We start from the raw sequence: 13,715 nt of genomic DNA, 5'->3' as shown, positions 1-13,715 counted from the left end.
TTTGCCTGCGGGCGGGAGGCATAAAGTGGTAACAGTATTTCCCTATTCAGTTCACATTATTTTCAGGTAGCCCTATGTATTTGCTGCTCAAACTGCTGCATATTTTCTTTATTATTTCGTGGTTTGCCGGCTTGTTTTACCTGCCGCGCATCTATGTGAACCTGGCCATGGTGCCGACAGGCAGCACGGAATACCGCCAGCTTCTGGGCATGGCGCAGCGCCTGTTTAAATTCATGACGCCGCTGGGCATCGGCGCGGTGCTGTTCGGGCTGCTGATTCCGTTTTTCACCGGCTGGTGGGGCCAGGGCTGGGTGCACACCAAAATCACGCTGGCCGTTATCCTCGCGGGCTACCATTTCTACTGCTACCGCCTGCTTATCGATTTCCAAGAGCGGCGCAACCGCTATTCGCACCGCTGGTTTCGAGTGTTCAACGAGATCCCGGTGCTGGTGATGGCGGCGGCGCTGTATTTGGTGGTGTATAAGCCGTTTTAGTGTGGATACGGATTTTCAGGTAGCCTCTGAATAGCGGGAGGCTACCTGAAAATATTTAGAGAAATAGAAATGTTTTGCTATTCAGTAGTTGGGTGCTCATGTGTATCGGCAGGGCATGCTGATTGAGGGTATGGAGATTATGGGCTGCTATACGAATGGTATGGCAGGTATTAAAGCAAAAAAGGCTACCTGAAACTGTTTTCAGGTAGCCTTTTTTACCGGAGTGGGTTGAGAACAGGCCGTTGGAAGATTGCTTTCCAATGGCCTGTATGGTTAGGTGTGGCCGGATTTGGCGTAGAAATCGGGGCTACCTTCGGGGCGGGTTTTGAAGCGTTTGTGCAGCCAGAAGTATTGTTCGGGCTGTTCGCGCACGCGCTCTTCGATAAAGTCGTTCATACGCTGTACGTCGGCTTGCACGTCTTCGCTGGGGAAGTTTTCCCAGGCGGGGTAGAAGCGCAGGATAACGTGGCCGTTGGGCTGGCGGGTGGGGATGGCGGGCACGACTTTGGCTTGGGTGAGGGCGGCGATGCGGGGGAGGCCGGCGATGGTGGCGGTGGGGATGCCGAAGAAGTCGGCGAAGATGGAATCTTTGCGGCCGAAGTCTTGGTCGGGCAGGTAGAGGAAGGGGGCGGGGTCGGCGCGCAGGTGTTTGATGATGGCGCGCAGGCCTTCGGTGCGGCCGATGAGGAAGACGTTGTTGTAGCGGTGGCGGCCGCGCAGGATTTGCTGGTCGAGCACCGGATTTTTCTGGTGGGAATACATGCTGGTGAGCGGCACGTCTTGGTTGAGCGCGTACACGGCGAGCTCGAAGGCGGTAAAGTGGGGATAGAGCAGGATAACTTTATTCCCGGCGGCGAGCTCGTTGTCGAGATGATGTTTGTCTTGGTAGAGGACGAGGGATTTGAGCCGCTCGGCGCTGCCATACCAATAGAGGCCGTATTCAAGAATGAGTTTGGCCATATGGCGGAAGTGGCATTTGAGCAGGGTTTTGCGCTGTTTTTCGCTTAATTCGGGGAAGCACAGGCGCAGGTTGATTTCGCCGATGCGGCGGCGGGGGGCGACGGCATAATAGGCGAGGCTGCCGATGGCGTCGGCCAGCTTTTGGATGGCGGCGAAGGGCAAAAGTTGGATGAGGTAAAGAAAGAAAAAGGCGACTTTCATGGGCGGGTGCAATCGGGCGGGTTGCGGGGATTATACAGCGGCGGGCCGGCGGAAAGGGCTACCTGAAATGATCTGCCGGCATGTTGGCCAGGCAGAAAGCTGTGCTGTTTGTTTTCAGGTAGCCTTTATCTGCCATCATGAATCCAAGCTTTGATCCATATCGGCGGAGGGGCGCACGTTGCCTTGACCGATCACGCGGGCGGGCACGCCGACTACGGTACTGTGGGCGGGTACGTCGTGCACCACCACGCTGCCGGCGCCGACTTTGGCGCATTCGTTCACGCGGATGTTACCGAGGATGGAGGCATTGGCGCCGATCATCACGCCGTCGCTGATTTTGGGGTGACGGTCGCCGCCTTCTTTGCCGGAGCCGCCGAGGGTAACGCCGTGCAGGATGGAGATGTCATTGCCCAAAACGGCGGTTTCACCCACCACAAGGCCGGTGCCGTGGTCGACCATAATGCCGTGGCCGAAACGGGCGGCGGGGTGGATGTCGATGCCAAATACTTCGGAGGCGCGGTTTTGCAGGAAGTAGGCGAGGGTTTTGCGGCCGTGCTGCCACAGCCAGTGGTTGATACGGTGGGCTTGCACGGCGTGGAAGCCTTTGTAGTAGAGTAGCGGCAGGTAGTAGGCGTCGCAGGCGGGGTCGCGTTCGTAGTAGGCGACGATGTCGGCCTGCATGGCTTTGGAAATGCGGGTGTCGCTGTCGAGTGCCTGGAAGAAGATTTCGTTGAGCGCGCGGCTGTCCATCACGGGGCTGGCGAGCTTGCTGGAAAGGTGGAAGGCGAGCACGCGGTCGATGCTGCTGTGGCGCAGCACGGTTTGGTGTAGGAAGCTGGCGAGCATGGGCTCGCTTTGGGCGGCTTGGGCGGTTTCGGCCAGGATGGTTTGCCACAGGGTGCGGCTGTCGGCGTAGTCGAGGGTGGTCATGTTTTCAGGTAGCCTTTAGGAGGGCTATAGTTAAAATACTTTACTATCATTAGGATGCTGGCCTAAAGCCCATCCACTCATTTATTTGCAAAAGTTGAATTGAAGCGCATATTGCTCACAAGCAACATTGGATTCCAGGCGATTTTTATTATTTGTGTTCTGTTCCCCTTTGCGCCTCATGCCGGCGCGGGGCACTTCCTTTTCTTTGCTTCGCCAAAGAAAAGCGACTGCGGGCACAGGTTTGGCTTCGCCAAACTTCCCTCACTTCACGTGATTTTTCGGGCGGGCTCGCAACTTGCGGCTGCGCCGCTTCGAACATGCAAGCCCTTGTTTCCCGAAAAACCACGCTCCGTTCGGCTGCGCCAGCAGAGAATGACTGCAACCTAACCATTTGCGCCAAAGATTCTGCATTTCGATTTTTGATAGATTTATTATGGTTTTCAGGTAGCCTCTAAGGCTACCTGAAAGTGCGGGCGTCAACAAGGTAAGCTGGTATTTTGGTGGAGCTGAGGCGGCGGGCCTATTTGCCGCGCATCAGCTCGAAAAACTCGTCGTTATTTTTGCTGTCTTTGAGTTTGCCCACCAGGAATTCGGTGGCTTCGAGGTCGTCCATCGGGTGGAGGAATTTGCGCAGCAGCCACATGCGTTGCAGGCGGTCGTTAGAAACGAGCATTTCTTCGCGGCGGGTGCCGGATTTGTTGATGTTGATGGCAGGGAACACGCGTTTTTCGGCCATGCGGCGGTCGAGGTGCAGCTCCATGTTACCCGTGCCTTTGAATTCTTCAAAAATCACATCGTCCATGCGGCTGCCGGTTTCCACCAACGCGGTGGCGATGATGGTGAGCGAGCCGCCTTCTTCGATGTTGCGGGCGGCGCCGAAGAAGCGTTTGGGGCGGTGCAGGGCGTTGGCGTCCATGCCGCCGGTGAGGATTTTGCCGGAGGTGGGGGCAACGGTGTTGTAGGCGCGCGCCAGGCGGGTGATGGAGTCGAGCAGGATCACCACGTCTTTTTTGTGCTCCACCATGCGCTTGGCTTTTTCAATCACCATTTCGGCTACCTGAACGTGGCGGGCGGCGGGTTCGTCGAAGGTGGAGGCCACCACTTCGCCGCGCACGGAGCGGGTCATTTCGGTTACTTCTTCGGGGCGCTCGTCGATCAGCAGCACAATCAGCACCACTTCGGGATAGTTGGCAGTAATGGCGTGGGCAATATTTTGCAACATCACGGTTTTGCCGGTTTTGGGCGGCGCCACCAAAAGAGCGCGCTGGCCCATGCCGATGGGGGAAACCAAATCGATGGCGCGGGCGGTGATATTTTCTTCGGCCTTAATGTCGCGTTCGAGCTTGATCGGACGGGTGGGGAAGAGGGGGGTAAGGTTTTCAAACAGGATTTTGTGTTTGCACACTTCCGGGTCGTCACCGTTGATTTTATCGAGGCGCACGAGGGCGAAGTAGCGCTCGTTGTCTTTGGGCACGCGCACGCTGCCTTCGATGGTGTCGCCGGTGTGCAGGTTGAAGCGGCGGATTTGGTTGGGGGAAACGTAGATATCGTCGGGGCTGGCCAGATAGGAAGTGTCGGTGCTGCGCAAGAAGCCGAAGCCGTCGGGCAGGATTTCGAGCGTGCCGGAGCAGCTGAAGCTTTCGCCCTGTTTCATCATGTGGCGGACGATGGAAAACACCAAATCTTGTTTGCGTAGGCGGTTGGCGTTTTCAATGCCGTGTTGTTCGGCCATTTCCAAAAGTTTGGAAATGTGCTGGGTTTGTAGTTCGGAAACGTGCATAAGATTATGTTTTGTGTTGAATAATGGATAAATTGATTAAATGAACGCGCGGTTCAGATAATGGGAAAACGGGGATATGTGTGGGGATGGGTTTGGAAGATTTAAGAGTTTTGGCTGTTGTAAGCCGGAGAATGGGGCTGCGCACCAAAAGTGAGGCGGGCGCAAAACGGCGGCATTCTAGGAGCTTTGGTACGGCTTGTCAAGGAAAGCCACCGCCGGAAGAAGCGGCGGTGGCGGAATGAGGCGGTATTACAGTGAAGCGTTCAAGAAATCGGTGAGCTGGCCTTTGCTCAGGGCGCCCACTTTGGTGGCCACGCGCTGGCCGCCGTTGAACACCATCAGGGTGGGGATGCCGCGCACGCCGAATTGGGCGGGGGTTTGCTCGTTTTCGTCGATATTCATCTTCACTACTTGCAGCTTGCCTTGGAACTCTTCAGCGATGTCGTCCAGAATCGGGGCGATCATTTTGCAGGGGCCGCACCAGGGAGCCCAGAAGTCGAGCAATACGGGCAGCTCGGCTTTCAATACGTCTTTTTCAAAGGCAGCATCGGAGGTGTGGATGATTTGGTTGCTCATGTTTTTTCCTTTCAGATAGGGATTTCAGATGGCAGGCAAGATACGGGTTTCGCCGCAAAATAACAAGGCCGGCCGTGCATCGGCAATGGCGGTTATAGTTTCCGGCAATGGCCGAAGCAATGTGTATTGAGGCTACCTGAAAATGTGCGGCTGTGGTTTTAACTTCGTTGAAGTTTCGTTTCCGCTCCGTAAAAACCTGGCTTGCTTTTGAAATCTGTGTTTCAGGTAGCCGTTGCCAACGGGTTACTTCAAAATCACATTCACCAACACTTCTTTCATCAAAAAGCCCATCACGCCCAAGCCGAGCACAAAAAACAGCACGGCCATGCCGAATTTGCTGGCGCCGGATTTTTTGCCTAAGTCCCAAATAATGAAGCCGATGAAGATAACCAGCACGCTGAGGCCGATTTTCATACCCCAGGCGGAAAGTTGGGCTTCGGTCATGATGTTTCCTTTTTAATTAAGATGGTGTGAATGGCGCATTATATCGCTAAAGTTTGTGCAAGGCAGCGGGGCGGCAACAGGCTACCTGAAACCGCTGTTACGCATCTGCCGCCAGCAGCTCCCGCCAACGGGCTACCTGAAACTTCACCTGCTCCGGCGCGGTGCCGCCTAAGTGGTTGCGGGCGTTCAGGCTGCCTTCGGGGGTGAGCACTTGGTAAACGTCGTTTTCAATCAATGTGCTGAAGCCTTGCAGCACGGTGAGCGGCAGGTCTTCCAGCCCGCAGCCTGCCTGTTCGGCGTGTCGCACGGCTTGGGCGACGGCTTCGTGGCTGTCGCGGAAGGGCAGGCCTTTTTTCACCAGATAATCGGCCAAATCGGTGGCGGTGGCGAAGCCTTGCAGCACGGCGGCGCGCATGGCTTCGGGCTTCACGGTGATGCCGCGCATCATGTCGGCGTAAATCCGTAGTGTGTCGATGAGCGTGTCCACCGTGTCGAACAGCGGCTCTTTGTCTTCCTGATTGTCTTTGTTATACGCCAGCGGCTGGGATTTCATCAGCATAATCAGGCCGGTGAGGTGGCCGATGACGCGGCCGGATTTGCCGCGCACGAGTTCGGGCACGTCGGGGTTTTTCTTCTGCGGCATGATGCTGGAACCGGTGCAGAAGCGGTCGGCGATGTCGATAAAGCCGAAACGGGGCGACATCCACAAAATCAGTTCTTCGGACAGGCGGCTCAAATGCACCATCACCAGCGAGGCGGCGGCGGTGAATTCGATGGCGAAGTCGCGGTCGGACACGGCATCGAGCGAGTTTTGGCAGATTTGCTCGAAGCCCAGCAGCGCGGCGGTGGTTTCGCGGCGGACGGGGAAGGTGGTGCCGGCCAGCGCGGCGGCGCCCAGCGGCATGCGGTTGGTGCGGCGGCGGCAGTCCGCCATGCGTTCGTCGTCGCGGCCGAACATTTCCACATAGGCGAGCAGGTGGTGGCCGAAGCTGACGGGCTGGGCGACCTGTAAATGCGTGAAGCCGGGCATGACGGTGGCGGCGTTTTGTTCGGCCAAATCGAGCAGGGCAGCCTGCAGGTCTTTAATCAGGCGGCGGATGGTGGAGATTTCGTCGCGCAGCCACAGGCGGATGTCGGTGGCGACTTGGTCGTTGCGGCTGCGGCCGGTGTGCAGGCGTTTGCCGGCGTCGCCGATTTTGTCGGTGAGGCGGCGTTCGATGTTCATGTGTACGTCTTCCAAATCAAGCGACCATTGCAGGCTGCCTGCTTCGATTTCAGCTTGGATTTCGGCCATGCCGCGCTGGATGTCGGCCAAATCTTGCGCGGAGAGCACGCCGGCTTCGTGCAGCATCTGCGCGTGCGCGAGCGAGCCTTGGATGTCGTGGCGGGCGAGGCGTTGGTCGAAGTTGATGGAGGCGGTGTATTGTTTGACGAGTTCGGACACGGGCTCGTTGAAACGGCCGGACCAGGTTTTTTGCTTGCTCATGGAGTTTCCTTCTATTGGGTAAAGTAAATTTTTAGGCTGCCAGGCGCCCGGTTAGCCAGTATTTGCCACTAATGACATTGCCGGTTTGCGGCGCATGCTCCGACATATCGCTTGGGAATACCGCTTGCAGCGTGCCGCCGTGGGTTTCGATCAGGCAGCAGTAGAAATTGTTGCCGGATAATTCGTTGCGGCGTGTTTTGGTAGTGCGGACAGTGCCGATAAACCATGCGCTCGCTTTGGCTTGGTTTTCCGCACCATCTGAAGATTGAAACATACCCAACGGGGTGAAGAATGTGCTGCTTAATGGCAGTTCAGGGTCTTGTTGCGCTTCAAATGCGGCTTCATCGGCAAAAATATCAGCCTCTTCGGCAAAGGCACACAGGCGGATTTGGCAGCTGGTGCTTTCTGAGTGCTCGGGGAAGCTGGCCAAATCGGGGGTGTCAAACACGAAAGGATAACTGCCGCCCAGCCTTTCGCCGTCTTTCCATTCGCTGCCGTTCATCCAGGCCTGCACTGAGCCTGTGCCGTCGCCATAGCCGCTGGAGAATACGGCATCTATGCCTACGGTGTGCAGGCTACCTGAAAAATAGGGTTCGGCGCAGAGCAGGCTGTCATCGTCTGAAAAGCCCAGCCATAACTGGGCGCCGCTGGGATCGGAATACACCATATAGTTGTCGGAAGGCTCGGCTTCGGAAGAGTGCTCTTCCGTGTCGACCTCATTTTCGGCAAGCGTGCGCAGGGCCTGGCGGATGAGGTCGTTCAGCTCGTCGTTGCTGTCGATAGCATGGAAGCCGATAGCGGAATAATGGCTCATGGGGGGCGTCCTTAAATACTGCAAAGCGTAAAAATAGTGTTTCAGGTAGCCTTATCGCGGCGGAGGCTACCTGAAAGCAGCACGGGCATTATAGTCCAATCCTCCAATGGGGCTACCTGAAAACAGCTGCCGTTCGCTATATAATGCCGCCGTCTTTTCCACATAGTTTGCACCATGACCCAATACTATATCGGCCTGATGTCCGGCACCAGCATGGACGGCGTAGATGCCGTGCTGGCCGCCTTCGATGGCACCCAATGGCAGGGCGCACTCGGCCATTTTGCCGTGCCCTATAGCGATGATTTGCGCCGCCGCCTGCTGGATTTGCAAAACCCAGGCGGCAACGAAATCCAGCGCAGCGAAATGCTCGCGCAAGAGTTGGCCGCGCTCAACGCTCAAGCCGTGCATGGCCTGCTGGCGCAGCAAAAGCTTGCCCCGCGCGATATCGCCGCCATCGGCGCGCACGGCCAAACCGTGCGCCATGCCCCCGAGCACGGCTACACCGTGCAGCTCATCAACCTGCCGCTCTTGGCCGAGCTTACCGGCATCGACACCGTGGGCGACTTCCGCCGCCGCGACATGGCCGGCGGCGGCCAAGGCGCGCCGCTCGTGCCCGCTTTCCATCAGGCCGTGTTCGGCAGCCCGGAGTATGGCCGCGTGGTGCTCAATATCGGCGGCATTGCCAACATCAGCGTGTTGCAACCGCATGCCGATGCCAGCGGCTTCGACACCGGCCCCGGCAATATGCTGGCCGATGCCTATATGCAGCACCGTTTCGGCCAAACCTGCGACCGGGACGGCGCCCTTGCCCGCAGCGGCCGCGTTATTCCCGAGCTGCTGCAAACCCTGCTGGCACACCCTTATTTCCACCGCACCCCGCCGAAAAGCACCGGCCGTGATTTGTTTTCCCTCGATTGGCTGCAAGGCTACCTGAAAAACAGCGAAACTAACACATCACTATTGGAAAGCGGCTACGCCCCCGCCGATATCGTGCGTACCCTCAACGCCCTCACCGCACAAAGCATTGCCGACGCCATTGCCGCCCATGCTCCCGGCGTACGCGAAGTGTTTGCCTGCGGCGGCGGCGTGTTCAACCCCGTGCTGATGGCCGAGCTCTCCGGCAGGCTCGCTCCGCTCGGCATCCGCACCGCCACCACCGACGAGCTAAACCTGCCGCCGCAATGGGTGGAAGCCGCCGCCTTCGCCTGGCTCGCCGCCTGCCGCGTGTGCCACGAGCCGGGCAACCCCCACGCCGCCACCGGCGCGAAACAGCCCTATATCCTCGGCGCTTGGCATTGCGCGTGAGTTTGTGATGAGAGGGAAGTTTTGGTGGCAGGTACATCGAAACGCTTGGTATTCGTTCATTTCGTGCATGCATATGTTTTCAGGTAACCTGACGGAGACAGGCTACCTGAAAAGAAGGGTAGAGTGAGTGGTAAGCGTAAGCTTATATGGCACATGGAACGAAATATAGCTTGCTGTTAAGCCTAATCTATTCTGGATTCTCATTATGGGGGTGTTCGCCTTCATGCGTAGGCTGTTCGCATGCCTGGCAACATACGGTGCCGGTATCGGCGGGCTCGGTTTGCACCGTGATGTGGCTGATGCCGTGTTTTTGCACCGTTGCCTGCACTTGTTGCGCCAAGACGGCGGCCTCTGCCACGGTTAGGTCGCCGCGCACGATGATGTGGCAGGACATAGCGTGTTTCTTGCTGGTAATCGTCCAGGCATGCAAGTCGTGTATGCCAAATATGCCGTTGATTTTCTGAATGTCTTCGGCAATTTTCACCAAGTCCGTGCCTTTGGGCGTGCCTTCCATCAGGATGTGCAGGCTACCTGAAAGCACGCCCCAGCCGCTTTTGCCAATCAGCAGCGCCACTGCCGCGCTGGCCGCCAAGTCCGCCCAGTTCCAGCCGTAAAACTGTATCAGCAGGCCGGCTGCTACTGCGGCAACGGAACCGAGCAAATCGCCCACCACATGCAAAAACGCGCCGCGCATGTTCAGGTTGTCCTTCTCGCCGCGCAACATATACCAAGCGATAAACAGGTTCACCAAGAGCCCGAGCACGGCCACCGCCAGCATCGCGCTGCCCGCCACGGGCACGGGCTGGAAGGCGCGGATAACGGCTTCGACCACAATCCATGCCGCCATCACCACCAGCGTGAGGCCGTTGAGCGCGGCGGCTAGGATTTCCACGCGTTGATAGCCGTAGCTTTTCTGCGAGTTGGCGGCCTTTTCCGCCCATTTGAAGGCGAACAGGGCGAGGGCGAGCGAGGCGGCATCGGAAAACATGTGCCCCGCGTCCGACAAGAGCGCGAGGCTGCCGCTGAGCCAGCCTGCCGCCGCTTCCACCAACATAAAGCCGGCAATCACGGCCAGCGATACTCGCAGGATGCGGGTGTTGGTGCTGTGGGCGTGGGCATGGTTGTGTTCGTGGGTGTGGAAGGACATGGGCACTCCTTGGGCTGGATTGGGGCTACCTGAAAAATAGGCAGGGCAATAGGGGCGGGCATTTATGCCCACGGGCTTTCAGGTAGCCGGAGAAGTATAAACTGTAGTAGCAAGAGTTCATCTACTTGCTTGTCCCATAGGTTACCTGAAATATCCGGCTGCATGGCTGCCGGTATGTTCAGGTAGCCTTTTGCCAGATTGTGCAGGCGGTTTCCCATTTCAAGGCGTACCACCATTCCAGTGGGGCAAATCGGGAATGCGGATACCGAACAGGCCGAGGGCGCGGCCTACGCTGTGGGCGAGCAGTTCGTCTATGCTTTGCGGGCGCAGGTAGAGGGCGGGCACGGGCGGGAAGATGATGCCGCCCATTTCGGTGATGCGGCGCATATTGTCGAGGTGGGCGAGGTTGAGCGGGGTTTCGCGCGCCATCAGCACGAGGCGGCGGCGCTCTTTGAGGGTAACGTCGGCGGCGCGGGTGAGCAGGTTGTCGCCCAGGCCGTGGGCGATGGCGGCGAGGCTGCGCATGGAGCAGGGGGCCACCAGCATGCCGGCGGTTTCAAACGAGCCGCTGGCGATGGCGGCGCCGAGGTTCCGGACGGGGTGCACCACGTCGGCCAGCGCGGCAATATCTTCGATGCGGTGCGCGGTTTCGTGGCGGCAGGTGTGCTCCGCGCCTTCGGAAATCACGAGGTGGGTTTCGATATCGGCTGCGTTTTGCAGCAGTTGCAGGGCTTTGTGGCCGTATTGGAAGCCGTCGGCGCCGCTGATGCCGAGGATGAGGCGTTGGGTGGGCATGGGGTTTTGTTGGTGGTTGGATTTTGGTTTTCAGGTAGCCTTTGGGATGGGCTACCTGAAAGTTATGGGGGAGGGCGGAATAAGTTGCCTGTGCAGGGTATCGTTGGGGAGGTGCTTTAGCTTCACGAAAGCCCGGGCTTTCAGGTAGCCCGGATGGTCAGGCTACCTGAAACTGCTTCAACCGGCCTTCAGCGCGCGCTGGCGGCGGGTTTCGGCCAGCACCATGCCGGTACTCACAGAAACGTTCAGGCTTTCCACTGTGCCGAGCATGGGGATAGACACCAGTGCGTCGCAGTGTTCGCGGGTGAGGCGGCGCATGCCTTCGCCTTCGTTGCCCATCACCCAGGCCACGGCGGCGGGGATGTCGTAGTGGAACAAGTCAGCTTCGCCGCCCATGTCGGTGCCCACTATCCAGATGTCGCGCTCTTTGAGCTCGCGCAGGGTGCGGGCGAGGTTGGTAACGGCGATGTAGGGCACGGTTTCGGCGGCGCCGCAGGCCACTTTGCTAACGGTGGCATTCAAGCCGACACTGCGGTTTTTCGGCGCAATTACGGCGTGCACACCCATGGCGTCGGCCACGCGCAGGCAGGCGCCGAGGTTGTGCGGGTCGGTGATGCCGTCTAGGATGAGCAGCAGCGGCGGCTCAGTAAGGTTGTCGAGCACGTCGTCGAGGTGGACGTGGTTGTGCGAAGCGTCGATAAAGCCGGCGATACCTTGGTGGCGCGCGTGGCGGCACAGATTATCGAGGCGGGCGGCTTCCACGAAGTGGACGGGAATATTTTCCTGCGCGGCTTTTTCTAAGGCCTGCTGCATACGGGTATCGTGGCGGCCGGATAGGGCGTAGAGCTCGGTGAGGCTTTTGGGGTTTTGCCATAGGCGGGCGTTGACTGCGTGGAAGCCGTAGATCAGGCGGCGGTTGGACATATGGTTTGCTTTCGTGATGCAGGCTACTTGAAAAAGCGGATGCGGTTTCAGGTAGCCTTTTGGATATCGGGGTTTAATTTACGCGGCAGCTTTCGCTTGCGGATGGCCGCATGGTGTACGGCCTTATTCCGGCCACAATTTTTGGAAGGCGCGCACGGCGGCGGCAGGGTCGGGGGCGTGGGTGACGGCGCTGACCACAGCCAGCGAGGACACGCCGGTGGCGAGCACGGCGGGCGCGTTTTCCAGCGTAATGCCGCCGATGGCCACAGTGGGGGTATTGCCGGCCTGCTGCACGTAGCGGCGCAGTTTGTCCAGTCCCTGCGGTTCGGTGGGCATGGCTTTGGTGTTGGTGGCAAATACGGCGCCGCAGGCCACGTAGCTGGGCTGAACGGCCAAGGCGCGGGCCATTTCGGCTTCGTCGTGTGTGCTCAGCCCCAAGCGGATGCCGGCGCGGGCGAGGGCGGCGAAGTCGGCACTGTCCATGTCTTCTTGGCCGAGGTGCACGCCGTAGGCGCCTTCTTCGAGGGCGAGCTGCCAGTGGTCGTTGATAAAAAGTTGGCTGTGTGAATCGCGGGTGGCGGCGATGACACGGCGGATTTCCCGGCGCAGGGCTTCGCCGGTGAGGTGTTTGCTGCGCAGTTGCACGGTGTCTGCGCCGGCCTCGACCATGCGCGCCACCCAATCGGCATCGGGCACTACGGCGTAGAATTTGAGGGGGCGGACGACAGGGGGAAAGGGTTGCATAGCGGGCTACCTGCGGGTGGTTGCGGGGTGGCTATTATAACGCAGCCGCTGATGGCCGGGATGGAAAAGGCTACCTGAAAATGGATTGGAGTTTTCAGGTAGCCTTTTGTGATGGATGGGAGACGGTAGGCTTTGCCTACTCTTCGCCCAATAATTGCTCGCGGGTGAGCAGGAAAACGCTGCTGCCGCCGTCGCTTTGTTCGGGCCAGAAGAAGGGGAGCTGGGGTAAGGCGGCTTCGAGGGCTTCGCGGTTGTGGCCGATTTCCACCAGCAATACGCCGCGTGGATTGAGGAAGCGGGGGGCGTGTTGGAGGATTTGGCGGGTGGCGTCGAGGCCGTCTTCGCCGCTGCCGAGTGCCATTTCGGGTTCGTGCAGATATTCGGCGGGCAGGGCGGCGACGCTTTCGGCGTTTACGTAGGGTGGGTTAGAGATGATGAGGTCGTAAGTGCCGGAAAGGTTGGCGAAGAGGTCGCTTTGAATCAGGCGGACGCGCTCTTCTAGGCCGTAGTTGGCCACGTTGATAGCGGCCACTTCCAAGGCTTCGGGGCTGAGGTCGGCGGCGTCGACTTGGGCTTCGGGGTAGTGGCAGGCGGCTTGGATGGCGAGGCAGCCGCTGCCGGTGCAGAGGTCGAGCACGCGGTGGATAGAGTGGCTGTCGCCTGTCCACGGGGCGATGGGCTCGCCGAGTTGTTCGTAGATGAAGGAGCGGGGGATAAGCACGCGTTCGTCTACATAAAATTCGAAGTCGCCCTGCCAGGCTTGACGGGTGAGGTAGGGCATGGGGAGGCGTTCGTTGACGCGGCGTTCGGCCAGGCTGAGCACGGCGTCGATTTCTTCGGGCAGGAGCGCGGCATCGAGATAGGGCTCGAGGGTGTCGAGCGGGAGGACGAGGGTGTGGAGGATGAGATAGGCGGCTTCATCGTGGGCGTTATCGCTGCCGTGGCCGAAACTGAGGCGGGCTTGGTTGAAGCGGCTGGTGCAAAAGCGCAGGAGGTCGCGCGGGGTGCGGAGGTGTTGGCGGGCTTGGGCAAACATGGTGTTGGCGTGTTTATGAAATGGTAAGGGGTGGGATTATAACGGATTGGCGGGTGAGGCTACCTGAAAATTTGGTGGG

Annotated in this window: 14 protein-coding genes; 2 read left to right on the top strand and 12 right to left on the bottom strand. The window is 58.8% G+C overall.

Annotated elements, in window-relative coordinates; all coding sequences use genetic code 11:
• The first annotated feature begins 74 nt into the window (after positions 1-74).
• Positions 75-494: a CopD family protein gene (locus CKV94_RS00680; protein ID WP_003823064.1), complete on the top strand. Its 420-nt coding sequence runs from the start codon at positions 75-77 to the stop codon at positions 492-494.
• 273 nt (positions 495-767) lie between these two features.
• Here CKV94_RS00680 and CKV94_RS00675 read toward each other — a convergent pair whose 3' ends face one another.
• The 7 genes from CKV94_RS00675 to CKV94_RS00645 all read right to left on the bottom strand — a co-directional run bounded on the left by CKV94_RS00675 (position 768) and on the right by CKV94_RS00645 (position 7,685).
• Entirely contained in the window at positions 768-1,655 is an 888-nt protein-coding gene (locus CKV94_RS00675) for a lipid A biosynthesis lauroyl acyltransferase (protein WP_003823062.1), read from the bottom strand.
• Between the two features lie 135 nt (positions 1,656-1,790).
• Positions 1,791-2,585, bottom strand: a complete 795-nt coding sequence (gene cysE, locus CKV94_RS00670; protein WP_003823060.1) for a serine O-acetyltransferase — start codon at positions 2,583-2,585, stop codon at positions 1,791-1,793.
• A 520-nt stretch (positions 2,586-3,105) separates the two neighbouring features.
• Positions 3,106-4,365: a transcription termination factor Rho gene (gene rho / locus CKV94_RS00665; protein WP_003823056.1), complete on the bottom strand. Its 1,260-nt coding sequence runs from the start codon at positions 4,363-4,365 to the stop codon at positions 3,106-3,108.
• A 249-nt stretch (positions 4,366-4,614) separates the two neighbouring features.
• Positions 4,615-4,941 carry a thioredoxin TrxA gene (gene trxA / locus CKV94_RS00660; RefSeq protein ID WP_003823052.1) on the bottom strand — a complete coding sequence of 109 codons (327 nt, stop codon included), beginning with the start codon at positions 4,939-4,941 and terminating at the stop codon, positions 4,615-4,617.
• 243 nt (positions 4,942-5,184) lie between these two features.
• The gene (locus CKV94_RS00655) at positions 5,185-5,385 is read right to left on the bottom strand and encodes a DUF2788 domain-containing protein (protein ID WP_003823051.1); all 201 of its coding nucleotides are present in this window, start codon (positions 5,383-5,385) and stop codon (positions 5,185-5,187) included.
• A gap of 97 nt (positions 5,386-5,482) precedes the next feature.
• Positions 5,483-6,871 (bottom strand): argininosuccinate lyase, encoded by a 1,389-nt coding sequence (gene argH / locus CKV94_RS00650; RefSeq protein WP_003823050.1) that lies wholly within the window; start codon positions 6,869-6,871, stop codon positions 5,483-5,485.
• A gap of 31 nt (positions 6,872-6,902) precedes the next feature.
• Positions 6,903-7,685, bottom strand: coding sequence for a hypothetical protein (locus CKV94_RS00645; RefSeq protein WP_003823048.1), 783 nt, complete (start codon positions 7,683-7,685; stop codon positions 6,903-6,905).
• Positions 7,686-7,859: 174 nt separating this feature from the next.
• Here CKV94_RS00645 and CKV94_RS00640 point away from each other — a divergent pair, with 174 nt between their 5' ends.
• Positions 7,860-8,990, top strand: coding sequence for an anhydro-N-acetylmuramic acid kinase (locus CKV94_RS00640; RefSeq protein ID WP_003823045.1), 1,131 nt, complete (start codon positions 7,860-7,862; stop codon positions 8,988-8,990).
• A gap of 187 nt (positions 8,991-9,177) precedes the next feature.
• On the opposite strand, the gene CKV94_RS00635 is transcribed toward CKV94_RS00640, so the two are convergent.
• The 5 genes from CKV94_RS00635 to prmB all read right to left on the bottom strand — a co-directional run bounded on the left by CKV94_RS00635 (position 9,178) and on the right by prmB (position 13,636).
• The gene (locus CKV94_RS00635; RefSeq protein WP_003823042.1) at positions 9,178-10,137 is read right to left on the bottom strand and encodes a cation diffusion facilitator family transporter; all 960 of its coding nucleotides are present in this window, start codon (positions 10,135-10,137) and stop codon (positions 9,178-9,180) included.
• 219 nt (positions 10,138-10,356) lie between these two features.
• Entirely contained in the window at positions 10,357-10,932 is a 576-nt protein-coding gene (locus tag CKV94_RS00630; RefSeq protein ID WP_003823040.1) for a UbiX family flavin prenyltransferase, read from the bottom strand.
• Between the two features lie 177 nt (positions 10,933-11,109).
• Positions 11,110-11,856 carry a 23S rRNA (guanosine(2251)-2'-O)-methyltransferase RlmB gene (gene rlmB, locus CKV94_RS00625; RefSeq protein ID WP_003823039.1) on the bottom strand — a complete coding sequence of 249 codons (747 nt, stop codon included), beginning with the start codon at positions 11,854-11,856 and terminating at the stop codon, positions 11,110-11,112.
• A gap of 123 nt (positions 11,857-11,979) precedes the next feature.
• Positions 11,980-12,600 (bottom strand): thiamine phosphate synthase, encoded by a 621-nt coding sequence (gene thiE / locus CKV94_RS00620; RefSeq protein WP_003823038.1) that lies wholly within the window; start codon positions 12,598-12,600, stop codon positions 11,980-11,982.
• Between the two features lie 136 nt (positions 12,601-12,736).
• On the bottom strand, positions 12,737-13,636 hold the full coding sequence (gene prmB, locus CKV94_RS00615) for a 50S ribosomal protein L3 N(5)-glutamine methyltransferase (protein WP_035580116.1): 900 nt from the start codon (positions 13,634-13,636) through the stop codon (positions 12,737-12,739).
• Positions 13,637-13,715: the final 79 nt, after the last annotated feature.

The organism is Eikenella corrodens, assembly GCF_900187105.1.
Lineage (GTDB): Bacteria > Pseudomonadota > Gammaproteobacteria > Burkholderiales > Neisseriaceae > Eikenella > Eikenella corrodens.
Note: the sequence above shows the minus strand (reverse complement) of the source record. Positions and strands in the feature narration are given on the sequence as shown.